Annotated in this window: 23 protein-coding genes; 13 read left to right on the top strand and 10 right to left on the bottom strand. The window is 63.7% G+C overall.

Translation table 11 applies throughout. The features are described 5' to 3' along the window. The first annotated feature begins 127 nt into the window (after window positions 1-127). Genes NKI85_RS16165 through NKI85_RS16150 form a run of 4 tightly spaced genes read left to right on the top strand, consistent with a single transcriptional unit; the run spans window position 128 to window position 3,405 of the window. A complete protein-coding gene (locus NKI85_RS16165; RefSeq protein ID WP_352525855.1) occupies window positions 128-1,009 on the top strand; it encodes a branched-chain amino acid ABC transporter permease in 882 nt (293 codons plus the stop codon). Then, a complete protein-coding gene (locus NKI85_RS16160; protein ID WP_352776962.1) occupies window positions 1,006-1,968 on the top strand; it encodes a branched-chain amino acid ABC transporter permease in 963 nt (320 codons plus the stop codon). The genes NKI85_RS16165 and NKI85_RS16160 overlap by 4 nt, the downstream gene beginning before the upstream one ends. Then, window positions 1,965-2,693: an ABC transporter ATP-binding protein gene (locus NKI85_RS16155; protein ID WP_352525858.1), complete on the top strand. Its 729-nt coding sequence runs from the start codon at window positions 1,965-1,967 to the stop codon at window positions 2,691-2,693. The genes NKI85_RS16160 and NKI85_RS16155 overlap by 4 nt, the downstream gene beginning before the upstream one ends. Then, window positions 2,686-3,405 (top strand): ABC transporter ATP-binding protein, encoded by a 720-nt coding sequence (locus NKI85_RS16150; RefSeq protein WP_352776961.1) that lies wholly within the window; start codon window positions 2,686-2,688, stop codon window positions 3,403-3,405. Before NKI85_RS16155 ends, NKI85_RS16150 begins: the two co-directional genes overlap by 8 nt. On the opposite strand, the gene NKI85_RS16145 is transcribed toward NKI85_RS16150, so the two are convergent. Next, entirely contained in the window at window positions 3,406-4,836 is a 1,431-nt protein-coding gene (locus NKI85_RS16145; RefSeq protein WP_352525862.1) for a sodium:proton antiporter, read from the bottom strand. A 40-nt stretch (window positions 4,837-4,876) separates the two neighbouring features. Further along, on the bottom strand, window positions 4,877-5,476 hold the full coding sequence (gene pncA / locus NKI85_RS16140) for a bifunctional nicotinamidase/pyrazinamidase (protein WP_352525864.1): 600 nt from the start codon (window positions 5,474-5,476) through the stop codon (window positions 4,877-4,879). 271 nt (window positions 5,477-5,747) lie between these two features. Between pncA and NKI85_RS16135 the strand changes: the two genes are divergently transcribed. Genes NKI85_RS16135 through NKI85_RS16110 form a run of 6 tightly spaced genes read left to right on the top strand, consistent with a single transcriptional unit; the run spans window position 5,748 to window position 12,809 of the window. Next, a complete protein-coding gene (locus NKI85_RS16135) occupies window positions 5,748-6,608 on the top strand; it encodes an FAD binding domain-containing protein (RefSeq protein WP_352525865.1) in 861 nt (286 codons plus the stop codon). Then, on the top strand, window positions 6,608-9,361 hold the full coding sequence (locus NKI85_RS16130; protein ID WP_352525866.1) for a molybdopterin-dependent oxidoreductase: 2,754 nt from the start codon (window positions 6,608-6,610) through the stop codon (window positions 9,359-9,361). Before NKI85_RS16135 ends, NKI85_RS16130 begins: the two co-directional genes overlap by 1 nt. Further along, window positions 9,358-10,899 (top strand): 6-hydroxynicotinate reductase, encoded by a 1,542-nt coding sequence (locus NKI85_RS16125; RefSeq protein ID WP_352776960.1) that lies wholly within the window; start codon window positions 9,358-9,360, stop codon window positions 10,897-10,899. The genes NKI85_RS16130 and NKI85_RS16125 overlap by 4 nt, the downstream gene beginning before the upstream one ends. Next, on the top strand, window positions 10,899-11,774 hold the full coding sequence (locus NKI85_RS16120) for a UPF0280 family protein (RefSeq protein WP_352525969.1): 876 nt from the start codon (window positions 10,899-10,901) through the stop codon (window positions 11,772-11,774). Before NKI85_RS16125 ends, NKI85_RS16120 begins: the two co-directional genes overlap by 1 nt. Continuing rightward, a complete protein-coding gene (locus tag NKI85_RS16115) occupies window positions 11,767-12,351 on the top strand; it encodes an amino acid synthesis family protein (protein ID WP_352525869.1) in 585 nt (194 codons plus the stop codon). Before NKI85_RS16120 ends, NKI85_RS16115 begins: the two co-directional genes overlap by 8 nt. Further along, window positions 12,348-12,809 (top strand): MarR family winged helix-turn-helix transcriptional regulator, encoded by a 462-nt coding sequence (locus NKI85_RS16110; protein ID WP_023718174.1) that lies wholly within the window; start codon window positions 12,348-12,350, stop codon window positions 12,807-12,809. The genes NKI85_RS16115 and NKI85_RS16110 overlap by 4 nt, the downstream gene beginning before the upstream one ends. A 68-nt stretch (window positions 12,810-12,877) precedes the next feature. Here NKI85_RS16110 and NKI85_RS16105 read toward each other — a convergent pair whose 3' ends face one another. Genes NKI85_RS16105 through NKI85_RS16095 form a run of 3 tightly spaced genes read right to left on the bottom strand, consistent with a single transcriptional unit; the run spans window position 12,878 to window position 16,736 of the window. After that, a complete protein-coding gene (locus NKI85_RS16105; RefSeq protein WP_352525870.1) occupies window positions 12,878-13,846 on the bottom strand; it encodes a substrate-binding domain-containing protein in 969 nt (322 codons plus the stop codon). After that, window positions 13,843-15,156, bottom strand: a complete 1,314-nt coding sequence (locus NKI85_RS16100; protein WP_352525872.1) for an ABC transporter permease — start codon at window positions 15,154-15,156, stop codon at window positions 13,843-13,845. Before NKI85_RS16100 ends, NKI85_RS16105 begins: the two co-directional genes overlap by 4 nt. Next, window positions 15,153-16,736, bottom strand: coding sequence for a sugar ABC transporter ATP-binding protein (locus NKI85_RS16095; protein WP_352776959.1), 1,584 nt, complete (start codon window positions 16,734-16,736; stop codon window positions 15,153-15,155). Before NKI85_RS16095 ends, NKI85_RS16100 begins: the two co-directional genes overlap by 4 nt. 217 nt (window positions 16,737-16,953) lie before the next feature. Here NKI85_RS16095 and NKI85_RS16090 point away from each other — a divergent pair, with 217 nt between their 5' ends. Then, the gene (locus NKI85_RS16090; protein ID WP_352525876.1) at window positions 16,954-17,973 is read left to right on the top strand and encodes a LacI family DNA-binding transcriptional regulator; all 1,020 of its coding nucleotides are present in this window, start codon (window positions 16,954-16,956) and stop codon (window positions 17,971-17,973) included. Window positions 17,974-18,292: 319 nt separating this feature from the next. Continuing rightward, entirely contained in the window at window positions 18,293-18,916 is a 624-nt protein-coding gene (locus NKI85_RS16085; protein WP_352525877.1) for a L,D-transpeptidase, read from the top strand. Window positions 18,917-19,086: 170 nt separating this feature from the next. On the opposite strand, the gene NKI85_RS16080 is transcribed toward NKI85_RS16085, so the two are convergent. The 3 genes from NKI85_RS16080 to NKI85_RS16070 form a co-directional block, all read right to left on the bottom strand. Continuing rightward, window positions 19,087-20,088: an LLM class flavin-dependent oxidoreductase gene (locus NKI85_RS16080; RefSeq protein ID WP_352525878.1), complete on the bottom strand. Its 1,002-nt coding sequence runs from the start codon at window positions 20,086-20,088 to the stop codon at window positions 19,087-19,089. A gap of 150 nt (window positions 20,089-20,238) precedes the next feature. After that, window positions 20,239-21,399, bottom strand: coding sequence for an AI-2E family transporter (locus tag NKI85_RS16075; RefSeq protein ID WP_352525880.1), 1,161 nt, complete (start codon window positions 21,397-21,399; stop codon window positions 20,239-20,241). A 136-nt stretch (window positions 21,400-21,535) separates the two neighbouring features. Then, window positions 21,536-22,597, bottom strand: a complete 1,062-nt coding sequence (locus NKI85_RS16070; RefSeq protein WP_352525881.1) for an LLM class flavin-dependent oxidoreductase — start codon at window positions 22,595-22,597, stop codon at window positions 21,536-21,538. Window positions 22,598-22,827: 230 nt separating this feature from the next. On the opposite strand from NKI85_RS16070, the gene NKI85_RS16065 reads away from it, so the two are divergent. Then, window positions 22,828-23,256 (top strand): DUF6481 family protein, encoded by a 429-nt coding sequence (locus NKI85_RS16065; RefSeq protein ID WP_352525883.1) that lies wholly within the window; start codon window positions 22,828-22,830, stop codon window positions 23,254-23,256. A gap of 82 nt (window positions 23,257-23,338) precedes the next feature. Here the strand turns inward: NKI85_RS16065 and sugE are convergent, their stop codons facing one another. Both sugE and NKI85_RS16055 read right to left on the bottom strand, forming a co-directional pair. Beyond that, window positions 23,339-23,653 carry a quaternary ammonium compound efflux SMR transporter SugE gene (sugE, locus tag NKI85_RS16060; protein ID WP_352484330.1) on the bottom strand — a complete coding sequence of 105 codons (315 nt, stop codon included), beginning with the start codon at window positions 23,651-23,653 and terminating at the stop codon, window positions 23,339-23,341. A 153-nt stretch (window positions 23,654-23,806) separates the two neighbouring features. Further along, entirely contained in the window at window positions 23,807-23,932 is a 126-nt protein-coding gene (locus NKI85_RS16055; protein ID WP_013528464.1) for a hypothetical protein, read from the bottom strand. Between the last annotated feature and the right edge of the window lie 47 nt (window positions 23,933-23,979).

The following is a 23,979-nucleotide window of genomic DNA, read 5'->3' as shown; positions in this document are numbered from 1 at the left end:
AAGCTTCGCGTTCGCGAAGTTTGTGAGACGGGGTGGGGTCGTGACAGTCCGTGCCCTATTCTTCTCACCCTCACCCGACCGCTTCGCGGTCACCCTCCCCACAAGGGGGAGGGCAAGGGCGCACTGAATGCACTTCGGACCCCACCTTCTCCTCGCCGCCCTCGAAGGCCTCGTCACCTCCGCCGTGCTGGCGCTGACGGCGCTCGGCCTGTCGCTGGTGTTCGGTGTCATGCGCGTCGTCAATGTCGCGCATGGCGAATTCTTCATGTTGGGCGCCGTGCTTGCCTGGGCGATCTCTACGGCGATATCGGGCCATCCGGCGCTCGGCTTCCTGGTCGCCCTGGTGCTGGCGCCGCTGATCGTCGGCCTGATCGCACTGGTCGCCGAACGGCTGGTGCTGCGCCGGCTGAACTACAATCCGGAAGCCACCATCGTCGCCACCATCGGCATGCTCTACATCATCCAGCAATTGGCGCTGACCTTCTATGGTCCGGAGGCGCGGCCGGTGGAGCCGCCCTTCAGCTACCGCATTCTTCTGCCGTGGTTCGGCTATTCCGGCTACAAGCTGTCGATCATCGCAGCGTCTGCGCTGCTGCTGATCGCAACCTGGCTGGTGCTGACGCGCACGAAAATCGGCCTTGTTATGCGCGCCACCCAGTATGACAGCGAGACGGCGCAGGCCTTCGGCATTCCGGTCGATCGCGTCTATGCCTGCGTCTTCGCGCTCGGCGCCTTGCTGGCTTCTATCGCCGCGGTGTTGATCGTGCCGATCAGCCAGGCGCATTATCTGATGGGACAAGACCCGCTGCTGCTCTCGTTCATCGTCGTCATCATCGGCGGCCTCGGCTCGTTGCGCGGCACGGTGGTCGCGGCGGTGCTGATCGGCCTTTCCGACGGCATCATCTCGGTGTTCTTCTCGCCGACGCTGGCCAAGATCATCGCCACCTTGCTGGTCGCCATGGTGCTGGTGTTCCGGCCGCAGGGCCTGTTCGGGACGGCATCGCGATGAAGGATGCTTCGCCGGCAAAGCCCTATGCACTGCATCTCGGCGTCATCGCCCTGCTTTTCGCACTTAGCTTTGTCCTGCCGGAATACCATCACGGGCTGCTCGCCCGTATCATGGTGCTGGCGGTCTTCGCCATGGGCTATAACTTGCTGTTCGGCTATGTCGGGCTGCTCAGCCTCGGCCACGCCATGTTCTTTTCAGCCGGGCTCTATGGCGCCGGCCTTGCCATCATCCATCTCGGCTGGAGCGTGCCGGCGGCCTTCGCAACCGGGCTTGCCTGCGGCGCGCTGCTTGCGCTGGTGATCGGGCTCCTGGCACTGCGCACCTCCGGCGTCGCCTTCATGATCGTCACCATGATGTTCGCGCAGGTATTCTACCTCGTCATCCTCTATTTCGCCGCCTGGACCGGCGGCGACCAGGGCATGGTCGTGCCGCAGCCGATGCGTGTCCTTGTCCTCGGCGGCGCGTCGTTCGACCTCACCAACCCGACCGTGCGCTACATGAGCGCGCTGGCGCTGTTCTCGATCGTGCTGCTCATAAGCCTGGCTATAGTCCGCTCCAGCTACGGTCGTGTGCTGGTCGCCATCCGCGAGAACGAGGAGCGGACAAAAATGCTCGGCTACAACACGTTCTCCAACAAGCTCGCCGCCGTCGTCGTCTCCGGCACCATCTGCGCGGCTTCGGGTGCCGCCTATGCGCTGCTGTTCGGCTATGTCGGCTCGAGCTTCGCTTCCGTGCAGTATTCCATCCTGCCGCTGCTCTGGGTGCTGCTGGGCGCCGCCGCTACCACGCTCGGGCCGCTGATCGGCACGCTGTTCATGTATTATGTCATCGACGTCGCCAGCGGCTACACCTCCGCCTATCTGCTGATCGTCGGCATCGCGCTCATCCTGCTGGTGCTATTCTTCCCCAAGGGCATCCTCGGCAGCATCCGCCAGCGCTGGCTGGGGTGGCTGCCATGATGCCGCTGCTGACCACCAAAGGCCTGTCCCGCAGTTTCGGCGGCCTGCGTGCCGTCGACGGCGTCGACTTCGCGCTGATGCCGGGCGAGGTCCGCGCTGTCATCGGCCCCAACGGTGCCGGCAAGTCCACCTTCGTCAGCCTGGTCAGCGGCCGTATCCAGCCCTCGTCGGGCATGATCGTCTTCGACGGCGCGGACATCACCAATCTGCCGGCCTACGCCAGGGTTCGCCTGGGCGTCGCCTACACTTTCCAGATCACCAGCGTCTTTGCCAATCTCAGCGCCTACGACAATGTCGCCCTGCCGGTGCAGCGCACGCTGACCGATGGCCGTTCGAAGGGCGCGGTTCACAGCGGCGTCATGGCGGCTCTCGAGCGTACCGGCCTTGCTGATCGCGCTCAAATGCCGGCCGGGCAATTGTCCTACGGTCACCAGCGCCTGCTGGAAGTGGCGATGGGGCTGGCGCTGAAGCCACGCCTGCTGATCCTCGACGAACCGACGCAAGGGCTGGCCGACAGCGAGATCGACAATTTCATCGAGCTGGTGCGCGAGATCGCCGATAGCGCCACAGTGCTTTTGATCGAGCACAACATGCCGGTGGTCATGCAACTCGCCGACCGCATCACCGTCTTCAACGCCGGCAGGATTCTGGCCGAAGGTACGCCCGAACAGATCCGCGCCAATGCCGCGGTGCAGGACGCTTATCTGGGGACCACGCATGGCTGAGGTCCAGTCCAAGGCACTGACCGTTTCCGGGCTCGATTGCTTCTACGGCGAGGTCCAGGTGCTCTATGGCCTGGATCTGGTGCTGAACGAGGGCGAGGTGCTTTGCCTGTTCGGCCGCAACGGCGCCGGCAAGACGACAACGCTGAAGGCGATCATGGGCCTGGTGCCGGCAGCCGCCGGCTCGATCAGGCTCGAAGGGCGGGAATTGACCGGCCTGCCGGCACATGAGGTGCCCAAGGCCGGCGTCGCCTATGTGCCGCAGGGCCGGCGGCTATTCGCCGAGATGACGGTGGCGGAGAACATCGAGATCGGTCTGATGGCCCGCAACAGGGGCAAGGCGACGCGCGAAAACGTGCTCGATCTTTTCCCGCTGCTGCGCCAGCGTCTCAGGCAGCGTTCCGGCACGCTGTCCGGCGGCGAGCAGCAGATGCTGGCCATGGCGCGGGCGTTGTGTCTGGAGCCGCGGGTGCTGCTGCTCGACGAGCCGACAGAAGGGCTGATGCCGTCGATGATCGCCAAGATCCGCGAAACCGTGTCGAAGCTGCGCGCGCTTGGCGTGTCGACAATCCTCGTCGAGCAGCGCGTCGATGCCGTGCTGTCGGTCGCCGACCGTATTTGCTTCATTGAAAACGGCCGCAACCGCGAGACGGTCGACGTCGAGGAACTGCGTGCCGATCCCTCGGCCGTCCGTCGCTATGTCGGCGTTGGCTGATCAGCGAAAGAACAGGAAGCCGGCGAGCAGGAAAGTCGGGATCAGCACGGCACCCGACCATACCATGTAGCCAAAGAAGCTCGGCATCTTGATGCCGCGATGCCTGGCGATGGCATAGACCATGAAATTCGGTGCATTGCCGATATAGGTGTTGGCACCCATGAACACCGCGCCGGCCGAGATCGCCGCCAGCGTCGAGGCGAGCTCGGTCATCAGATGCTGCGGGTCGCCGCCGGCGAGTTCGAAGAACACCAGATAGGTCGGCGCATTGTCGAGGAAGGACGACAGCGCCCCGGTCAGCCAGAAATAGGCGAGATTGTCAGGCGCGCCGGTCGGCGAGCTGACCAGCAGCACCAACGGCGCCAGCGCGCCGTCGAGGCCGGCCCGCAATATGGCGACCACCGGCACGATGCAGATGAAGATGCTGGCGAACAGCTTCGCCACCTCGGCGATCGGCCCCCAGCTGAAGGCGTTTGCACCGCGAAACTCCTTCGGCGAGACGACAAGCGAAGTGAAGGCCAGTATCATGATGGCGGCGTCGCGCACCAGGTTCTGCAGCTCGAGGCTGACGCCCTGAAAAGAGAAGCTCACTCCCGGCTTCCAGGCAGCAGAAATCAGGATCGCAGCGATCACCCCTGCCAGCAGCGGTATGTTGGCCAGGCCGCGAATGCGCACCTTGGCGTCAGGCGTCGGATCCTTGATCTTCGGCGCACCTTCCTCGCGGTGATGCAGGATGATGTCGATCGCCAGGAAAACGGCCAGCACCACGCCGGCGACGAACAGCGTCTCCGGCAGCAGGTGAACGGTCGTCCAGAAGAAATCCACGCCGCGCAGGAAGCCGACGAACAGCGGCGGATCGCCGAGCGGCGTCAGAGACCCGCCGATGTTGGACACCAGGAAAATGAAGAAAATGACGACATGGGCGTTGAAGCGCCGGTTGTCGTTGGCGCGGATGAGCGGCCGGATCAGGATCATCGAGGCGCCGGTTGTGCCGATGACCGAAGCAAGCACTGCGCCGCCCAGCAACAGCCCGGCATTGACCAGCGGGGTGCCATGGATGTTGCCGGCAACGAAGATGCCGCCCGAAATGGTGAACAGCGCAAACAGCAGGATGATGAACGACATGTACTCGGTGAGCAGCGCGTGCAGCACCGCCTGCGTCGCCGACGGGATGCCGAAGGCGATTGCCAGCGGCCCGATCACCAATGCTGCCCAGAACGCGGCAATCTTGCCGTAATGGTGCTCCCAGGCATGATGGAAGAGCAACGGCCCGGTCGCGATGCAAAGCAAGAGCCCGGCAAACGGCAGCACCCACCACAGCGACATGGCGGCACCCGGCAGTTCGTGCGCTTCGGCCGCAAGAGCCGTTCCCGGAGAAAGGATTGCGGCAATAAGTGCAGCACCTGCCGTCAACGCCGCCGCAAACCGCATGAAGCCCCTCAAAAATCTGTCAGGTTCGGCTCGGTGACGTTCAAATCAGTATCACGCCGGCATCGCGCATCCGGCCCAGCATCGTCTCCATGGAGCCGTTGAGATCGATGCCGCGGCAGGCGTCGAGCCGGACGGACGTCGTAAAGCCGAGCTTGACCGCGTCGACTGCCGAAAACGCGACGCAGAAATCGGTCGCCAGGCCGACCAGCGTCAGCGTATCGATGCCGCGCTCCCGGAGATAGCCGGCAAGGCCGGTCGGCGTCGTGCGGTCGTTCTCGAAGAATGCCGAATAGCTGTCGATTGCAGGCCGGAATCCCTTGCGGATCACCAGCTCGGCCTTGCTCCAGGCGAGGCCCGAGTGGAAATCCGAACCCAGGCTGCCCTGGATGCAGTGGTCAGGCCACAGCGTTTGCTCGCCATATGGCATATCGATCGTTTCGAACGGTTGCTTGCCGGGATAGCTGGAGGCAAAGCTCGAATGGCCGGCAGGGTGCCAGTCCTGCGTCAGCAGGACGTGCTCGAACCGCCGGATCAGGTCGTTGACCAACGGCACGATCTCGTCGCCGCCGGCCACCGCCAGCGCGCCGCCCGGGCAGAAATCGTTCTGCAGGTCGATGACAACAAGCGCTTCGTCGGCCATGGAGCCTCCTGTCTTCTTGGTCTTGAGCTTAGGCTCCATTGAAAATGCGACCGGACGCAGAAACTCGACCAGATGGCCGGCTGCGTCAACCTCTCATGGCATACAAATGCGTTCCGGGACGTGCTGGTGCGAATGGCAGAGCAAGTCTGGCTTTGACAATTCCCGCTGGCTTGATATCATTTGCATACGAATGAATTTCCTGCCTTGCATGCTCGGGAAAATCTTTCGGCAAGATCCCCTCTCGGGAGGGCCCATTCTGGGAAGGCAAAGCGTGATCCGTTACGCAAAACCCACCACGGTCGACGATGCCCTCGCTCTGCTGGGCGAAGGCCAATGGCGCATCCTTGCCGGTGGCACCGATTTCTATCCGGCACAGGGCAGCAAGCCTTTCCGCGACAATGTCCTCGACATCAATGGCTTGGCGGCATTGCGCGGCATAGCCGAAGCCGAGAACCATTGGCTCATCGGCGCCCGCACCACCTGGACCGATCTCGTCCGCCATCCGCTGCCTGCGGCTTTCGACGCGCTGAAGCAGGCGGCGCGGGAAATCGGCTCGGTGCAGATCCAGAATGTCGCCTCGATTGCAGGCAATCTCTGCAATGCCTCGCCGGCCGCCGACGGTGTGCCGGCGCTGCTGGTGCTCGATGCAGAAATCGAACTGCGGTCAGCGGCAGCGATCCGGCATTTGCCCCTTGCAGAATTCATCCTCGGCAACCGCCGCACCGCTCTGCAGCCCGGCGAAATGGTCACGGCAATCCGCATTCCCAAACCCGCGACCGCCGGCAGCTCTGCCTTCGTGAAGCTCGGCGCACGCCGTTATCTCGTCATCTCCATCGCCATGGCGGCCGCCCGCCTGGTCGTCGAAGATGGCATCGTCAGGAACGCGGCCGTCGCCGTCGGTTCCTGCTCGGTTGTCGCCAGGCGCCTGGCGAGCGTCGAGGCGGCGCTGCGCGGCCTGCCGGTCGGCCACGCGCTGGCCGCTGCAATCCGGTCCGCGCCGATGGACGAGCTTTCGCCGATCGGCGACGTGCGCGGCAGCGCCGAATACCGGCTGGATGCCGCGCGCGAGATCGTCGCCCGTGCTGTGCTTGGTGCTGTGGGCGCTATTCCCGGCGAAAGGGCGGCAGCCTGATGGGCATGGAGCGCGCCGAGATTGCCTTCGAAGTCAACGGCGCCGCCGTCAGGCTGTCGGTGCCGCCGGTGCGACGCCTGTCGGCGGTGCTGCGCGACGAGCTGCGGCTGACCGGCACCAAGATCGGCTGCGATGCCGGCGATTGCGGTGCCTGCACGGTGCTGGTTGATGGCGAGCCGGTCTGCGCCTGCCTGATGCCGGCGGCTTCCGCTTCCGGCACCGTGGTGACGACCGTCGAAGGTCTTGGCAACGGCAGGCTGTCGGCGCTGCAGGCCTCGTTCCTCAGCCACGGCGCAGCACAATGCGGCGCCTGCACGCCCGGCCTGCTCGTCGCGGCAACGGCTCTTCTTAACAGGACGCCTTGCCCCACCGAGGTTGAGACGCAGGACGCGCTCGGCGGTGTGCTGTGCCGCTGCACCGGCTACCGCAAGATCGTCGCCGCGGTGATGGATGCTTCGCGCCATGCCGACGGCCTCGATCGGCGCATGCCACGATCCGGCCATGCCGTCGGCTCCTCCCCGATCCGCCTCGACGGCGTGCCGAAAGTCACCGGCGGCGAAAAATTCGGCGGCGATTCCTTCCCGGCCGATGCGCTATCGGTGCTGGTGGTCCGCTCGCCGCACTATCATGCCGCCTTCAGCTTCGGCGATCTCGACGCCTGGGTGAAATCCTGCCCCGGCATTGCCGGAGTCTTTACCGCCGCCGACATCCCGGGAAGAAATTGTTTCGGCGTCATTACGCCCTTTGCCGACCAGCCGGCCCTGGCCGAAGGGTTTTCGCGCTTTCGCGGCGAGGCGGTGGCGCTGGTTGCCGGCGAACGCGAGGCTATCCTCGATCTCGACCTTGCCGATTTCCCTATCCGCTGGACTGAATTGCCGCATTTTCTGGAAACTTACGAAGCGCAGGCCGGCGGCGCGCAGCTGATCCATGAAAACCGGCCGTCGAACCTGCTCACCTCCGGCTTCGTCGAGCGTGGCGATCCCGAAACCGCACTTGCGGATGCGGCTTTCGTCGTTTCCGGCGCTATCGACACGTCCTATGTCGAGCACGCCTATATTGAACCGGAAGCCGGCTATGCCTTCATGGACGGCGATACGCTGGTCGTCGTCGCCTGCACGCAGGCGCCCTATATGGACCGCGACGACACGGCAAAAGTGCTCGGCCTTGCCGTCGACAAGGTGCGCATCGTTCCAACTGCCACCGGCGGCGGCTTCGGCTCCAAGCTCGACGTCTCGCTGCAACCGCTCATCGGCCTCGTCGCCATGAAAACCGGCCGGCCGGCGGCCCTCGCCTACAGCCGCAACGAATCGATGATCTCGACCACCAAGCGTCATCCCGCTCGGATGAGAGCGAGCATCGGCGCCGATGCCGACGGCCGGGTCACCGGCATGGTCTTCACGGGCGATTTCAACACAGGCGCCTATGCCAGCTGGGGGCCGACGGTCGCCAACCGCGTGCCGGTGCATGCCTCCGGTCCCTATGCAACACCGAACTATCGCGCCGAAGGCCGCGCCATCCACACCAATGGCCCGATCGCCGGCGCCTTTCGCGGCTTCGGCGTGCCGCAGGCGACGATCATGCAGGAGACCCTCTACGATGAGCTGGCGGAAAAGCTCGGCATGGATCGGCTCGACTTTCGCGTGAATAACTGCCTTCGGAACGGATCCGAAACGGTTACGGGTCAGCGACTCGAATCCGGTGTCGGCATCGCCGACTGCCTGGAGGCCCTTCGCTCGCATTGGCAGCGCGCGCTAACTGACGCCGAGGCGTTCAACGCCGGCAACAACGCAAGAAAACGCGGCGTCGGCATCGCCTCCTGCTGGTACGGCTGCGGCAACACCTCGCTGCCCAATCCGTCGACCATCAAGGTCGGCATCTCGGCTTCGGGCGAAATCGTTCTGCATCAGGGTGCCGTCGATATCGGGCAGGGCTCGAACACCGTCATCGCGCAGATCTGCGCCGACGCGTTGGGTCTTCCGCTCGAAAAGTTGCGGCTGAAAGGCGCCGACACGGCGATCACCCCCGACGCCGGCAAGACCTCGGCCTCGCGCCAGACCTTCGTCACCGGCAAGGCCGCCGAAAAGGCCGGCCGCGCCTTGCGCGAGACCATACTGCGCTTCGCTAATGTCTCGGAAAAGGCGGCGATTGCGCTGGACGGCACAAGCCTGAGCATCAGGGAAGGCGAAGCGATGCGCCGCATCGATCTTTCGGCACTGAAGGCGGACGCCGACGGCTTCGTCTTCCGTGCCGAGGAAAGCTATGATCCGCCGACGCTGCCGCTCGATGCCAAGGGCCAGGGCAAGCCTTACGCCGTCTACGGCTATGGCGCCCAGATTGCCGAGCTCGAGGTCGATCTCAAGCTTGGCACAGTGAAGCTTGTAAAGATCACCGCCGCGCACGATGTCGGCAAGGCCATCAACCCCTTGCTTGCCGAAGGCCAGATCGAGGGTGGCATCGCCCAGGGCATCGGCATGGCGCTGATGGAGGAATACATCCCCGGCCGCACCGAAAACCTGCACGATTACCTGATCCCGACCATTGGCGACGTGCCGCCGATCGAGACTATCCTGGTAGAAGTTCCGGATCCGGAAGGACCCTTTGGCGCCAAGGGTTTGGGCGAGCATGTGCTGATCCCGACGGCGCCGGCGATCCTCAACGCCATCCGCCACGCCACCGGCGTGCTTGTCACCAAAATTCCGGCGACGCCGAGCCGCATTCGCGCCGCGATCCGCGACAAGGAGGCGCGCCGATGAGCGAGCTTGCCGAACGCTTCGAGACGCATGATCCCGGCGAGAAGCTGGTGGCGGAGAAGATCCGCTGCGATGCCTGTCCGGTCATGTGCTACATCGCCGATGGCCGCACCGGCGCCTGCGACCGCTACGGCAATGTCGGCGGCAGGATCGTGCGGATGGATCCGCTGACCATCCTCGACCATGCGGCGGAGACCGGCGCCGCAATCGTGCCCTTTGCCGGAGAAGGCGAGGCCTGGGGCGGCGAACTGGTCAACACCGGCCGCCGCTTCGTCACCGCGATCGGCGCCGGTACCACCTATCCCGACTATAAGCCGGCGCCTTTCATCGTCAGCCAGGAGGTCGAAGGCGTCGATCTGGTCACTGTCGTCACCGAGGGCATCTTCTCCTATTGCGGCGTCAAGGTGAAGATCGACACCGACCGTCATATCGGCCCCGAAACGGCAACGGTTCGTGCCGAAGGCGAGGCGATCGGCCATGTCACCACCGGCGAATACGGCTCGCAGATGCTGTCGCTGGGCGGCGTGCATCATTTGACCGGCGGCTCGAAAGCTGAAGGGCGCGCCACCTGTGACGCGATGCTCAGCCTGTGCAACCGCAAGCCGGTCGAGCTCGTCATCGACGGCGGCGCCACCGTCATCGTCGAAGCTGGCAAGCCGCCGGTCATTGACGGGAAGCTCGAGCAGCGCATGCGCGTTGGCTGCGGTTCGGCGACGATCGGCATGTTCGCCACCCAGTGGCGCGGCCTTGTCGACGAGGTGGTGGTGGTCGACGACCACATCACCGGCGTCGTCTCGGAGCATCAGGCCGGCAAGGTGCTTGGCTGGCAGGATACCGGCATCAAGATCATCGGCCGCCGTTCGACGCCGGGCCGCTATTTCAAGGTGTCGGAGCCCGGTCTCGGTTGGGGCGGCACCAGCATCTCCGACCCGCTGTCGATCCTTGGTGAGTGGAATGCTAAAAAGGGTGCGCGCCCCGGCCTGTCGCTGCTGATGGTCTCGACCACCGGCGAGCAGTTTGCCTATTACGAACTCGACGACGACTTGAAGCCGGTGCGGAAACCGTTCCCGGAGCGGCTGCAGAAATCGGTCGAATTGATCGAGGACAATTGCGAGCCGGCGCTCTGCACCGTGCTGTTCGTCGTCGGCGCCGGCGGCTCGCTGCGCGCCGGCGTCACCGAGAACCCGGTCAATTTGACCCGCTCGGTGCAAGGCCTGAAGACTTATGTGACCGTCGGTGGTGCGCCGGTCTATGTCTGGCCGGGCGGCGGCATCACGCTGATGGTCGACGTCACCCGCGTGCCGGAAGGTGCCTTCGGCTATGTGCCGACCCCGGCGCTGGTGGCGCCGATCGAATTCACCATGCGTCGCGACGATTATGTCAGGCTCGGCGGCTATGAGGCCGAAATCCGCAGCGTCGACGATATACTGGCCAAGGGCGGCCAATATCTCAATCCGCGCCGCGACACGGCCGCAGCCAGCGACAATCCGTGGCCGCCGCTGGCGCAGTTGCGGCGCGCGACGACAAATGGGGCGGGGTGATGAAGGGCCCACAGGCGCATTGGCTCGAGGACGGCCGAAGGCTTCACCTCAATCATGGGCCGATCGATCTGATCGTCGAGGCATTCGGCGAGGCGAGTGAATGCAGCGCCGCCTATCGCCAGGCAGTGGCGCGCTTCCAGACAATCCTGCCCGAACTGGTCGAAGAGTTGTCCGAGCTGCGTCGCCCGGCGTCGCTGCGCCCCCGCATGTTTGTCGGCCCGACGGCGCGTCGAATGGAAGCGGCGGTCGTTCCGCTGGCGAAACAATTCATCACGCCAATGGCTGCCGTCGCCGGTTCGGTAGCCGACGAGATACTTGGCGCGCTGCTGGCCGGGCGCCGGCTCGAGCGCGCCTATGTCAACAATGGCGGCGACATCGCGATCCATCTCGGCAGCGATCAGTCGATGACGCTGGCTATTGCCGGCAGCGGTCACGGTCTTTCCGACCGCATCATGGTTCACGCGGGGGACGAGGTTCGCGGTGTTGCGACCAGCGGCTGGCGCGGCCGGTCGTTTTCGCTCGGCATTGCCGATGCCGTCACCGTGCTGGCGCGGACGGGTGCTGAAGCCGACGCCGCCGCGACGCTGATCGCCAATGCCGTCGAGCTACCCGGCCATCCGGCCGTCACACGCGTGCCGGCGCGCGATCTCGCACCGGACAATGATCTCGGCGATCGCCTGGTAACGCAAGGCGTAGGGCCGCTCTCCGCCGCCGAAATCGCTGTTGCGCTGGACTGCGGGTTTGCCGTCGCCGAGGACTTCCGGCAGCGCGGCCTGATTGTCGCCTCGGCGCTTTTCCTTGGCGGTCAGGCGCGCATCGCAAGTCCGATGGCGCTCGCCAATAAAGCTTTAGAGAGGGAAATCGCCCATGCCTGAGTTTCCGATCCGCAAGATCGCGGTGCTGACCGAAGAGATATTTCACGAAGGCGGACCGGTGGCGAAGGTGCCGCGGCGCCGCGCCGCGGCCATGGCACTGGTCAAGAATCCGTTCGCCGGCCGATACGTGGAAGAGCTGCAGAGCGCCATGGAAGATTTGAAGCCGCTCGGGCTGCTGCTCTCCGACAGGCTCATCGCCGCGTTGGGCGGCGACGTGAAACAGATCGACGGCTACGGCAAGGGCGCCATTGTCGGCATGGCGGGCGAGCTGGAACATGGCGCGCTTTGGCATGTGCCGGGCGGCTATGCCATGCGCGAACGGCTCGGCGACGCCAAGGCGATCGTGCCCTCGGCAAAAAAGGTCGGCGCCTTCGGTGCGCGGCTCGATGTGCCGCTCGGCCACATCAACGCCGCCTATGTCCGCAGCCATTTCGATGCCATGGAAATTGGCATCAGCGACGGCCCGCGTCCCGACGAGATCCTGTTCTGCCTCGCCATGACCTGCGGTCCGCGCGTACACGATCGGATGGGCGGCCTAGCGGCCAAGGACATCAAGGCATGGGACGGGCTGCGGTGAGCGCCGAAGACAATCTGCTCAAGCTGGTCGAGGCCGAGGAGCCTGACGAAAATGACTATCGCTTACAGGAGCAGGTCGGCTTCATCCTGCGCAAGGCGCACCAGCGCCATGTCTCGATCTTCGCCGCACACATCGCCGATCTGACGCCGCCGCAATTTGCCGCTTTGGCCAAATTGCGCGACGTCGGCGAGACCTCGCAGAACCAGCTTGGCAGCCTGATCGCCATGGATGCGGCGACGGTGAAGGGTGTCATCGACCGGCTGAAAGCGCGTGGCTTTGTCGAACTTAGCAAACACGAAGTCGACAAACGACGCCTGCTGGTCAATCTGACCGCCGAAGGCCGTGACGCAATCGAGCGGCTGATTCCGCTTGCCCGCGAGATTACGCAGGAAACGCTGGCACCGCTTTCCGCCAAGGAGGCGGCCATATTCATGAAGCTGCTTGCCAAGCTGGCTTGAGCTGCCACCTGCCGACCGTTTAGTTGTTATTCCTGCCGGGCGCAGAACGCCCGGCAGGAAGCCTTGTCTCAGAGGCCGTTGTCCTTCAGGACCTGGGCGGAGTTTTCCTTGGTGATCTTCTCCGTCGGCAAGGTGATGGTCTTTTCCACCTTCTCGCCGTTCAGGAACTTGATCGCCTGCCGCAGTCCTTCGGCGCCGGGCGTCACATAGGTGAAGGTCGCCGTCAGTTCGCCATTGTTGACCAGCGTTACGCCTTCATTGGGCAGACCATCGATCCCGATGAACTTGATGTCCTTCTCGCGTCCGGCATCCTTGGCGGCAAGATAGGCGCCATACGCCATCGGATCATTATGACCATAGACGAGGTCGATCTTCTCGTTGTTGCGCAGTGCCGTGGCCATGATGTTGTAGGCCTGGTCCTGTTTCCAGTCGCCCGACTGCTGGTCGAGCAGGTTTTTGATGCCCGGCTCCTTGTCGGTGAACTCATGGAAGCCATCGTGGCGGTCGTGCGCCGGCTGGGTGCCCATGCCGCCCCAGATTTCGACGACGTTGCCGGCGGCCTTGCCCTTGCCGCCGAGCAGCTCCACGGCATATTCGCCCGCAGCCCGGCCGATCAGCTTGTTGTCACCGCCGACGAACTGCGTGTAGTCGTTGGTTTCGACGTTGCGGTCGAGCACGAAGACCGGGATTTTGGCATCGATCGCCTGCTGCACGACGCCGGTCAGGCCGGCGGATTCCTTCGGTGATACCAGCAGCGCATCGACCTCCTGACGGATCAGGTTCTCGACATCGGCGACCTGCTTCTCAGTCTTGTCCTCGCCGTCGGTGACGATCAGCTCGACTTCCGGATGCTTGGCCGCTTCGGCCAGGATGTCCTTGTTGAACTGGGCGCGCCAGGGTTCGATCGTCGTCACCTGCGAGAAGCCGATCTTCCACTTCTTGTCCTGTGCGTGGGCGCTACCGCCGGCAAGCATGGCGGTCGTGGTCAGGAGTGCCGCTGTCAGCGCGGCAAGCTTCAACAATTCACGTCGTTTCATTTCTTGTTTCCTCCAACATTTAGAGACGCGGTCTCTTGCGACGGCCGCTTTGCCGCGGCCGTTTCCTTGTGCGCTTGCCCACCGGGCAAGCGCAGATAGAAGAGAAGATCGCCGGCGTTGCGCTCCTGCACGAGCACCGTGCCGATGATGATCATCCCCTTCAGCACCAGCTGAAGGTTCGAATTGATATTGTGCAGCTGCAGGATGTTCGAGAGCAGGCCGAAGATCAGCACGCCGCAGAATGTCCCGATCAAGCTGCCGCGCCCGCCCATCAGGCTGGTGCCGCCGATGACCACGGCGGCAATCGCGTCGAGCTCCAGCCCGGCGCCGGCGTCCGGCTTGCCTTGCCGGTACTGCGCGACATAGAGCACAGCCGCGATGCCGGCCAGCAGCCCCGAAACCGCGTAGGTGGCGATCTTCACGCGGCCGGCGGCGATGCCGGACAGCCGTGCCGCCTCTTCATTGCCGCCGATTGCATAGACATAGCGGCCGAACGGCGTGAAGCGCAGCACGGCGCCGTAGATCAGGATGGCGCCGAGGAAGAACAGGCCCGGCATCGGGATCACGCCGAACACCAGCGAGCGCAGCATTTCGAAATCGGCGGTGGCGTTCGACCCGGTATAGACCGGCAGCACCGCGTTGTTCTGGCCGGCGGTCAGCCGGGCGATACCGAGCGCCGTGACCATCATTGCCAGCGTGACGATGAAGGGCTGCAGCCGCCCGGCGACGATGATGAAGCCGTTGAGCGCGCCGAACAGCAGGCCAACGCAAGGCGCCACCAGCAACACGCCGAGCACGCCGAATTTTGAGCCTACCTGCGGCAGCAGGAACCACAGCACCAGACTGCACAGGATCACCCCGACAATGCCGGGCGTGACCAGCCCACGAACGCTATCCAACCTGATGTCGTGCGTGGCCTGCGGGCCGGCGCGGGATTTTTCGATGTTCAGCAGGATGAAACGAGTGACGAGAATGCCGAGGCAAAGGGCTGCCACGGCAACTGTCGGCACCCCCACCACCACCGCCGGCGTCACGCCGGGGACCGTCAGCAGCATGGCACAGACCACCGTGCAGATCGCCATCAGCGAGCCGACGGAAAGGTCGATACCGCCGGTGATGATCACCGCCGTCATGCCGGTGGCAATCAGGCCGGTGGTCGACACCTGGCGGAGCACATCGAGCAGATTGCCGTAGGACAGGAAGATGTTGTTGCCCTTGGAACTGATCGGCGAGCCGAGCACGCCGATCAGGAAGATGGCGATCAGGCCCCAATAGAGCTTCGTCCGGGACAGGATATGCAAAATGGTCATGCGGCAGGCCTCGTCATGGTCCGTCGCGGCGCTGCAAGCCGCATGATGGCCTCCTCGCTGGCTTGCGCGCGGGACAGGATTCCCGTCTGGCGGCCGTCGGCCATGACCAGGATACGGTCAGAAAGATGCAGCAGCTCCGGCAATTCCGAGCTGATGACGGCGATCGCCAGCCCGTCTCGCGCCAGCTTGAAGATGAGATCGTAGATTTCCCGCTTGGCGCCGACATCGATGCCGCGGGTCGGCTCGTCGAGCAGCAGCACCCGCGGCCTCGTCGCCAGCCACTTGCCGATGACGACCTTCTGCTGGTTGCCGCCGGACAGCGTGCCGGCCGGCTGCTCGATGGTCTCGCAGCGAATGCCGAGCGCCTTGACGGCGTCCCGTGCCAGCCCTTGCTCGCCGGCCAGCGAGCGGAGGCCGAACCGCGCCAGCGCGCCGACCAGCGGCAGCGCGACATTGTCGGTGATCGAGGCCTCGAGGTGCAGGCCTTGCGTCTTGCGGTCTTCTGTGACCAGGGCGATGCCGAGCCGGCGTGCATCGCGCGGCGAACGGATTTCTACTGCCTCGCCATCGAGCCTGATCTCACCGCCGGCACGTCCGCCACTGGACCCGAAGATCGTTTCCAGGATTTCGGTACGGCCCGAGCCCAGCAACCCGCCGATACCGAGGATTTCTCCGGCGGCAAGGTCGAAGCTGACGCCGTCGAGCACGGTGCGCCAGCCATGGCGATTGGGCTTTGACAGCGACAGCTCGCTTACGGAAAGGACGGTGTTGCCATCCGGGATGCGGTGCTCCTGGGAGGAAGCAAGCAGGTTTCGCCCGACCATCGCCGAAATTATGGCGTCTTCGTCGAGCTTGTCCATCGCCTGCGTCAGGACGTGGCGTCCATCGCGAAACACGGTGACGCGGCTGGCCAGATGCATGACCTCGTCGATGCGGTGCGAAATGTAGATGATCGCCACGCCGCTATTGGCGAGCTGGCGGATGATGCGGAACAGCCGCTGGCATTCGGCTGGCGAAAGGGCGGAGGTCGGCTCGTCCATGATCAGAATGCGTGCCGACATCGACAGCGCCTTGGCGATCTCGACCAGTTGCTGTTCGCCGACGCGCAAGGCCCCGACGCGCGCATCCGGGTCGAGCTCGATGCCGAGCCTCTGCAAGAGCGTGCCGGCGGCGCGGCTGCTCGCCTTGCGGTCGACGATCAGTCCGGCAATCAGCTTCTCGCGGCCGAGAAAAATGTTATCGGCGACGCTCAGTTCGGGGACGAGGTTCAGCTCCTGGTGGATGATGGCGATGCCGGCACGCTCGGCTTCGCGGACGCCGGTAAAGCGCACCGGGTGGCCATCGATACTGACCGTGCCGTTATAATCCGTGTAGACGCCGGACAGGATTTTCATCAGCGTCGACTTGCCGGCGCCGTTCTCCCCCATCAGGGCATGGACCTCGCCGCGCCGCAGCTCGAAGCCGACATCGACAAGCGCGGCGATACCGCCGAAGGACTTGGAGATGCGCTCGGCGCTCAGCACGACAGCCGAGCCGTCCGCCATAGCGCCTTCCGCAGGGATGGAATTGCCGTGCTGCATGACAAGGACGGCCTCCCTCCGTCGTCACCGAACGCCCCAAACGCTAATCTAAACGTTTCGATCATGTCAAGCCAATATCTGGAACCTAAGATTGTTCCATTTCAATTCTTGCGCAAAATCATAAGATTCCGTACGTATTGCTGCCGCGGAGTGGTGAAACGTTTCGAAAATGACAGCGTCAGGACGAAAAAAGCAGCGCAAATCCACTGCACCGACCATGCTTCATGTGGCCGAAGCGGCCCGTGTTTCCGTGGCCACCGTATCGGCGCTGATCAACCGCACCGCGACCGTCAGCCCCGAGCTCAGCCGCCGCATCGAGCAGGCGATCCGCGACATCGGCTATAAGCGCAACGCCATCGCCCGCAGCCTGAAGATGGGCACCACCCGCACCATTGGGCTTACCGTCCCCCATATCACCAATCCGTTCTTTACCGACGTGGTTTCGGTGATCCAGCAGGCTTTCGACAGGGCCGGCTACGCCGTCATGCTGTGCTGCACCGACGAGCATCTGAACACCCAGGACGACCAGATCAGGCTGTTGCTCGACCGGATGGTCGACGGGCTGATCGTCGCGCGTGTCGGCGACGGCGCGATCCTCAAAGAGATTGTCGACGACGCCAACGTGCCGGTCGTGCTGCTCGACCGTGTTTGCCAGGGAGTCGACACCGATACCGTCGTTCTCGACAATCAGCGCGCGGTGTTCGACGCCATCACCTATCTGATCGATCTCGGCCATCGGCGCATCGGCTACATCTCCGGCTCGTTCGATATCTCGCCGATGCATGACCGCATGGCGGGATATCGGGAAGCCCTCCAGGCCGCCGGCCTGCCGGCCGAGCCCGAGCTCGTCCGCTTCGGCAATTTCCACGAAGTCGATGGCTACAACGCCACCATGCAGCTGCTTTCGCTGCACGACCGGCCGAGCGCCATCTTTTCGGCCAACAACCCGATGGTGATCGGCACGATGAAGGCCATTCGCGATATCGGCCTATCCTGTCCGGAGGATATTTCCGTCGCCTGCTTCGACGATTTTCCATGGTCGGATGTGTTCCGGCCACAATTGACCACGGTCGCACAGCCCGTGCAGGCGATCGGCGAACAGACGGCCAATCTGCTGCTCGACCGGCTCGCCGGAAACAGAGATGCGCCGCCGCGCAAGCTGACACTCAAGGGACGCCTGATGATCCGCAATTCATGCCGGCCACTTGGCGCGATCGCACAAAGCGTCAGCGTGTAGCGCTTGGGCTCCTCTGTTCAGAAACTTTCAGATGCCGGCGGCACAGCGCGCCCTCTGTCCCACCGGACCCGGCCCTTCGCTGCCGCCCGCACGAGGGTGGCCGTCATCGCATTGCGGCAAAGCGGGTCGCATATGGCCGGTGAGGAATGAGGCGTTGTGTGCGGGCTATTTGCTACTTTTAGTTAAGGCGCGGCGCCGACCGAGCGAAGCGGCCAACAATCAGTCGACCGACAAGACGGAAAGCTTGGCAATCGAGGCATACCGGATTAGGAATATAATGAGATGCGGCTGATCACCGATATAGGCGCAGGCTTGAGTCATGCGCGTGAAATCGATCCTAATCGGGCTGGGACTTGCTGGGATGGTCGCATTCTCCGGCTGCACCACCGGCGGAGCATTACAGACCTTTCCCTCGGCCTATGGCGGCCTCACCGACGCCGGTTTCCGCATTCCGCCGGTTCCGATCTACAAGGTCGACCAAAAGTTCCATCGGCAGACAGTGCCTTATGCAACTGACGAGGAGCCTGGCACCATCATTGTCGATACAGGAGCGAAGTTCCTCTACTACGTGCTGGGAGACGGTCAGGCACTGCGCTACGGCATCGGCGTCGGCAAGGCGGGCTTCGAGTGGCATGGCACTGCTCACGTTGCGAGGAAGCGCGAATGGCCGGATTGGAGCGCGCCGTCCGCCATGATTGTGCGCGAGCAGAAGCGAGGCCGCATCATACCGGCCCATATGGAGGGCGGACTCGTGAACCCGCTCGGTGCACGGGCGCTTTATCTTTTCAACGAGAAGGGTGACACTGGATATCGCCTGCACGGTAGCCCCGAATGGTGGTCCATCGGCAAAGCCGTGTCTGCGGGCTGCATTCGCCTCATGAACCAGGACATCATCGATCTCTATGACCGCTCCACAATCGGCACCAAGGTGATTGTTATTTAGACGCCGCGTTCGCGATGTCCCCGAGTCCAAGAAAGGGGAGATTGGCCCTCGTCGCGGCTTGGTCAATCACCACGTCGCAGGCGGAGGGGAGCGCGAAGGATCGCCGCAGAACGGCTCTTGGGCCGCTCCGCGAGCGTCGGCAAAAATGCCGAGCGGCAAGGAGCAAAATTTCAGGCTGCTTGCGATAGCGATTTGTGAGCCTCGGCCAGGATCTCGAACGAGCGCACCCGCGCCGCATGGTCGAAAATCTGCGCTGTGACCATCAGTTCGTCGGCGCCTGTACGGCGCACGAACGCCTCGATGCCTTGCCTGACCGTTTCGGGGGAGCCGACGACGGCGCAGGAAAGCGCCTGGCCGAGCATGGTCTTGGCCATTGCGTCGAGGTCGCGCTCATATCCTTCGACCGGCGGCGGCAATCGGCCGGGCCGGCCGGTGCGCAAATTGACGAAAGCCTGCTGCAGCGAGGTGAACAACAGCCGCGCTTCGGCATCGGAAGGGGCGGCAAAGACATTGAGGCCGAGCATTACATAAGGCTGGTCGAGCTGCTCCGACGGCTGGAAGCGCGAGCGGTAGATCTCCAGCGCATGATCGAGCTCGGCCGGCGCAAAATGCGAAGCGAAGGCGTAGGGGAGGCCGAGCATGGCAGCAAGCTGCGCGCCGTAGAGGCTGGAGCCCAGGATCCAGATCGGCACCTTTTCGCCTTCGCCGGGCACCGCGCGGATGCGTTGGCTCTCCTCGGCCGGCTGGAAATAACCCATCAGTTCCACGACATCTTGCGGGAAATTGTCGGCGCCGGCCTCGAGGTTGCGGCGCAGCGCCCGCGCCGTCGCCATGTCGGTGCCCGGCGCCCGGCCGAGGCCGAGGTCGATGCGACCGGGATGCAGAGCGTTAAGCGTGCCGAACTGCTCGGCGATGACAAGCGGCGAATGATTGGGCAGCATGATGCCGCCGGCGCCGACGCGTATCGTCTTGGTGCCGCCGGCAACGTGAGCGATGACGACCGAGGTGGCGGCGCTGGCGATGCCGGGCATATTGTGGTGCTCTGCCAGCCAATACCGCTGGTAACCCAGCCGCTCGGCATGGCGGGCAAGGTCGAGTGAGTTGGCGAGCGACTGCGAAGCGCTGCTGCCTTCGACGATCGGCGACAGGTCGAGAACGGAAAGAGCGGTCATCGGCGCGGGATTCCTGTGGACCGGACGGATGTAGGAAGCCATTGCCGAAGCGGCAAATTCAAAATGTTGATGGCGCCCAACGGACGCGCAACCGATGCAAGGTCGTTGATCTGCACACCAATCAGTGGACGCTTTTGGCCTCTTAAGCCGCTACTTTTTTGCCTCGGAAATCTCCTCATCCTCGATCACCGCCGTATGCTGCGCCGCCAGGAAATTGCCGACATGGCTGAGGCCGTCGAAATGATCGCAGAACACCTTGATGACGACCAGCAGCGGCACCGCCAGCAGCGCGCCGACGAAACCCCACAGCCAGGACCAGAAGGCGATGGCGATGAGGATCGCCACGGCATTGATCTCGAGGCGGCGGCCGACCACCGTCGGCGTCACGAACTGGCCTTCGATGATGTCGCATAGAATGACGAAGGCCGGCGCCAGCAGCGCGTAGGAGATCGTCTCGAAGCTGATCAGCGCGATGACGGTGACCAGCGTGATGGTGATCAACGCTCCGATATAGGGCAGGAAATTGAGCAGAGCCGCTGCCGCGCCCCAGACCTGCGCGTTGGGCACGCCGAGTGCCCACAGGCCGAGCCCGATGACCACGCCCAGACATGTATTGATGACCGTGACAGTAAGCAGATAGTGCGAGATTTCACGTTCGACGTCATAGACGACACGCAGTGCCCGCTTCTTTTCGCTGAGACTGGGGAAGGACTGTACGATCTTTTCATAGAACATCGTGCCGGAGGCGAGCAGGAACAGCGACAGCACGAAGACGATGGTGACGCTGGTGCCGGCCGACAGTACATTGCCGGCGGCCTGCGAGAGAATACCGGATGGCGCCATCGCCACCCTCTGAACGCCCGGCTCTTGGGATGTCTGCGTCAGTCCCTCTATCTGACGTGAAATCTCCACGATCCTTTCGAACGGACGGCGCAGTTGTGCCAGACGTTCGGTAAGCTGCTGGCCGATCGACGAGGTGTTGTTGATGACGTCGATAACCGGGCCACTGAGCAGATATCCCGCGACGGCTACGAGGCAGAACGAAAGCAGCACCAGCAATGTCGCCGACATGACATCGGGCATGCCATGCTTGCGCAGGAAGCGAACGATCGGCGTCAGCGTCAGCGCCAGCAGGAAAGCCAGAATGACCGGCATGAAGAAGGCACGGGCGAAGTAGAGTGCGAAGATCGCCATAAGGATGAAGATGCCGACGAGCAGCGAACGCATCAGACGCGTATCCGTCCGCGCCTCGACGCGCGGATCCGGGCTTTCGGTAGCGCTTGCGCCCGAAGCGGCGGGTTCGGCTTTCATTCTGACCCTCGGCGGCACACCGCGATTGGTATTGGTGTTGACCGTTGGCGAAAACGCCTTCGTGGCTTCAAAGTTCCGTTAGCCGGCGTCACCGGCAAGGCCGTGCGGCCTTGCCAATGAATCAGGTGACTGGGAATCAGGCGACCGGCGCCGCCACGGCAGGAACGGCCTTCGCCGTTTCCTTGCGCACGATCGGCGCCACCTTGGTGCCGTAGAGCTCGATAGCCTTCATGATCTTGGCGTGCGGCATGATGCCGATCGCCATCTGCAGCAGGAAGCGGTCGTTACCGAAAAGCCTGTGCTGGGCGATGATCTTTTCGGCCACCTGTTCCGGATTGCCGACGAACAGCGCGCCGTTCGGGCCGCGCGATTGGTCGAAATGCGCCCGCGATGTCGGCCCCCAGCCACGCTCGCGGCCGATGCGGTTCATTACCTCGGCCTGTGGACCGTAGAAATCGTTGGCTGCCTGATCGGTGGTCTCGGCGATGAAGCCGTGCACGTTGAGGCTGGTGGCAAGGCTCGCCGGATCGCTGCCGGCCCGCCTGGCTGCATCCCTATAGGTGTCGAACAGCGGTGCGAACCGCGCCGGCTCGCCGCCGATGATCGCCAGCGCCAGCGGCAGCCCGAGCACGCCCGCCCGCGCCGCCGATTGCGGCGTGCCGCCGATCGCGATCCAGATCGGCAATTGGTCCTGTAAGGGCCGGGGATATACGCCGCGATCGTTGATCGGCGCGCGCAGACTGCCCGACCAGGTCACCTTGACGCTGTCGCGGATGGCGAGCAGCAGGTCGAGCTTCTCGGCAAAGAGCTCGTCATAATCTTCGAGATTGTAGCCGAACAGCGGAAAGGATTCGATGAATGAGCCACGCCCGGCCATGATCTCGGCCCGGCCGCCGGACAGAAGGTCGAGGGTCGCAAACTGCTGGAAGACACGGACCGGATCGTCGGAGGACAGCACGGTGACCGCGCTGGTCAGCCTTATGCGCTCGGTTCGTTCGGCAGCCGCCGCCAACGCCACCACCGGAGCGGAGGCAGCGTAGTCGGGACGGTGGTGCTCGCCGAGACCAAAGACGTCCAGCCCGACCTGATCGGCGAGCTCGATCTCCTCAATCAGGTTGCGCAGCCGCTCATGCGCACCAATCGCACCGGGACCCGGCTCCGGGCTGACGTCGGCGAAGGTGTAGAGACCGAGTTCCATAGTATGTCATCCCAGCGTTTTGTCTTCGCGCTACAGGTAGCGGTCAGTCCGTCGCACCGCCAGAGGCCTGGATGGTGAACAGTGCAGGTGGCTTTCAGCCGAATTCAATCGAAAAGGCGTCTCCCGGCTGCAACAGATCAGAATTTCATGGCTGGCATACCGTTTTGGCGCTTGAACTCTCGGTTTTCACGCGTATGTAAGCCTCGCAAATTGACTCCAGGGAAGTGGACTTGGCTATCTACAGGGAAAAAGACGTTTTCGAGCGGCGCAATGCCGCAAATGAGGCAAAGAAGGCGCTTCTGGAGCGCTTCAAGTCAAAGCCGGCGGCAGATGATCCTGCGGTGCTGGCACGACAGGCCGAGCGCAAGGCGATCCTCGAGGCCCGCGCTATACGCGAGGCCGAAAAGGCGAGGCTGAAGCAGGAAAAACTGGCGCGCGAAGCGGCCGAAAAGGCCGAGCGCGAGGCAGCTGCCGAAGCAGCACGCATCGCCGCGGAAGAAGCCGCACAGGCCGAAGCGAAGATCCGGGAAGCTGAAGAGAACGAGCGCATCGCCCGTTTTCTTGCCGACGAGGCCGAACGCAAGGCCAAGCGTGACGCACGCTATGCGGCGCGCAAGCAGCGCACCGGCAGGACGCCGCCTGGCTTCTCCGCGCGATAGCGCCTTCCGGCGCTGATCAGCTGAAAGCAAGAATCAGGGCCGCCTTGCAGCGGCCCCGAACGCGTTGGTCTGTCGGAATCGACTAAGCCGCGAGCTTCAGTCCCATAATGCCGCAGACGATAAGCGCGATGCAGGCCAGCCTGATCGCGGTCGCCGGCTCGCCGAGCAGCCATATCCCGAGCAGTGCCGTGCCGACGGTGCCGATGCCGGTCCACACCGCATAGGCGGTGCCGACCGGCAGTGCCTTCAGCGCCAGGCCGAGCAAGGTCAGGCTGACGATCATCGAGGCTACCGTCAGGACGGTCGGCAGCGGCTTCGAGAATCCGTCGGTGTATTTGAGGCCGATCGCCCAGCCGATTTCGAACAGGCCGGCGAAGAACAGGAAAATCCACGACATCGGATCGCTCCGTTTCGATGGCTCCCGGCCGATTTCTTGAGAAGCGCAAAAACTATCTTCGCTGCATCCATATGGGATGCTCGTGCGCTTAATGAACAATAACACCGGCCGCATTTTCGGCCGGTGGAAATAAGCCAAAACGATAGCGCGGCCCTACTTGTCCTTGAGCTTCATCGCCTTCACCGGCGGTGCCTTCAGGGCCGGCGCCGGAGCGGGTTTCTTCGCGTCCTTCTTCGGTTTGCGGGCTTCCTTGCCTGCCTTCATCGCACCTTTAGCCATGATTCGTTCCTCCGGTTGACGTCTGGCGAAGTGAAACAAGAGAAACG

The organism is Mesorhizobium sp. M0571, assembly GCF_040320985.1.
Classification (GTDB): domain Bacteria; phylum Pseudomonadota; class Alphaproteobacteria; order Rhizobiales; family Rhizobiaceae; genus Mesorhizobium.
Note: the sequence above shows the minus strand (reverse complement) of the source record. Positions and strands in the feature narration are given on the sequence as shown.

Excerpts from the sequence above, each read along its gene's own strand:
- NKI85_RS16120 (WP_352525969.1), top strand. The coding sequence starts at position 10,899 with ATGAAGGGCCCACAGGCGCATTGGCTCGAGGACGGCCGAAGGCTTCAC.
- NKI85_RS16100 (WP_352525872.1), bottom strand. The coding sequence starts at position 15,156 with ATGACCATTTTGCATATCCTGTCCCGGACGAAGCTCTATTGGGGCCTG.
- NKI85_RS16090 (WP_352525876.1), top strand. The coding sequence starts at position 16,954 with ATGCTTCATGTGGCCGAAGCGGCCCGTGTTTCCGTGGCCACCGTATCG.
- NKI85_RS16080 (WP_352525878.1), bottom strand. The coding sequence starts at position 20,088 with ATGACCGCTCTTTCCGTTCTCGACCTGTCGCCGATCGTCGAAGGCAGC.
- NKI85_RS16075 (WP_352525880.1), bottom strand. The coding sequence starts at position 21,399 with ATGAAAGCCGAACCCGCCGCTTCGGGCGCAAGCGCTACCGAAAGCCCG.
- NKI85_RS16160 (WP_352776962.1), top strand. The coding sequence starts at position 1,006 with ATGAAGGATGCTTCGCCGGCAAAGCCCTATGCACTGCATCTCGGCGTC.
- NKI85_RS16105 (WP_352525870.1), bottom strand. The coding sequence starts at position 13,846 with ATGAAACGACGTGAATTGTTGAAGCTTGCCGCGCTGACAGCGGCACTC.
- NKI85_RS16085 (WP_352525877.1), top strand. The coding sequence starts at position 18,293 with ATGCGCGTGAAATCGATCCTAATCGGGCTGGGACTTGCTGGGATGGTC.
- NKI85_RS16115 (WP_352525869.1), top strand. The coding sequence starts at position 11,767 with ATGCCTGAGTTTCCGATCCGCAAGATCGCGGTGCTGACCGAAGAGATA.
- NKI85_RS16165 (WP_352525855.1), top strand. The coding sequence starts at position 128 with ATGCACTTCGGACCCCACCTTCTCCTCGCCGCCCTCGAAGGCCTCGTC.
- NKI85_RS16145 (WP_352525862.1), bottom strand. The coding sequence starts at position 4,836 with ATGCGGTTTGCGGCGGCGTTGACGGCAGGTGCTGCACTTATTGCCGCA.
- NKI85_RS16155 (WP_352525858.1), top strand. The coding sequence starts at position 1,965 with ATGATGCCGCTGCTGACCACCAAAGGCCTGTCCCGCAGTTTCGGCGGC.
- NKI85_RS16055 (WP_013528464.1), bottom strand. The coding sequence starts at position 23,932 with ATGGCTAAAGGTGCGATGAAGGCAGGCAAGGAAGCCCGCAAACCGAAG.
- NKI85_RS16130 (WP_352525866.1), top strand. The coding sequence starts at position 6,608 with ATGGGCATGGAGCGCGCCGAGATTGCCTTCGAAGTCAACGGCGCCGCC.
- sugE (WP_352484330.1), bottom strand. The coding sequence starts at position 23,653 with ATGTCGTGGATTTTCCTGTTCTTCGCCGGCCTGTTCGAAATCGGCTGG.
- NKI85_RS16150 (WP_352776961.1), top strand. The coding sequence starts at position 2,686 with ATGGCTGAGGTCCAGTCCAAGGCACTGACCGTTTCCGGGCTCGATTGC.
- NKI85_RS16095 (WP_352776959.1), bottom strand. The coding sequence starts at position 16,736 with ATGCAGCACGGCAATTCCATCCCTGCGGAAGGCGCTATGGCGGACGGC.
- NKI85_RS16125 (WP_352776960.1), top strand. The coding sequence starts at position 9,358 with ATGAGCGAGCTTGCCGAACGCTTCGAGACGCATGATCCCGGCGAGAAG.
- pncA (WP_352525864.1), bottom strand. The coding sequence starts at position 5,476 with ATGGCCGACGAAGCGCTTGTTGTCATCGACCTGCAGAACGATTTCTGC.
- NKI85_RS16070 (WP_352525881.1), bottom strand. The coding sequence starts at position 22,597 with ATGGAACTCGGTCTCTACACCTTCGCCGACGTCAGCCCGGAGCCGGGT.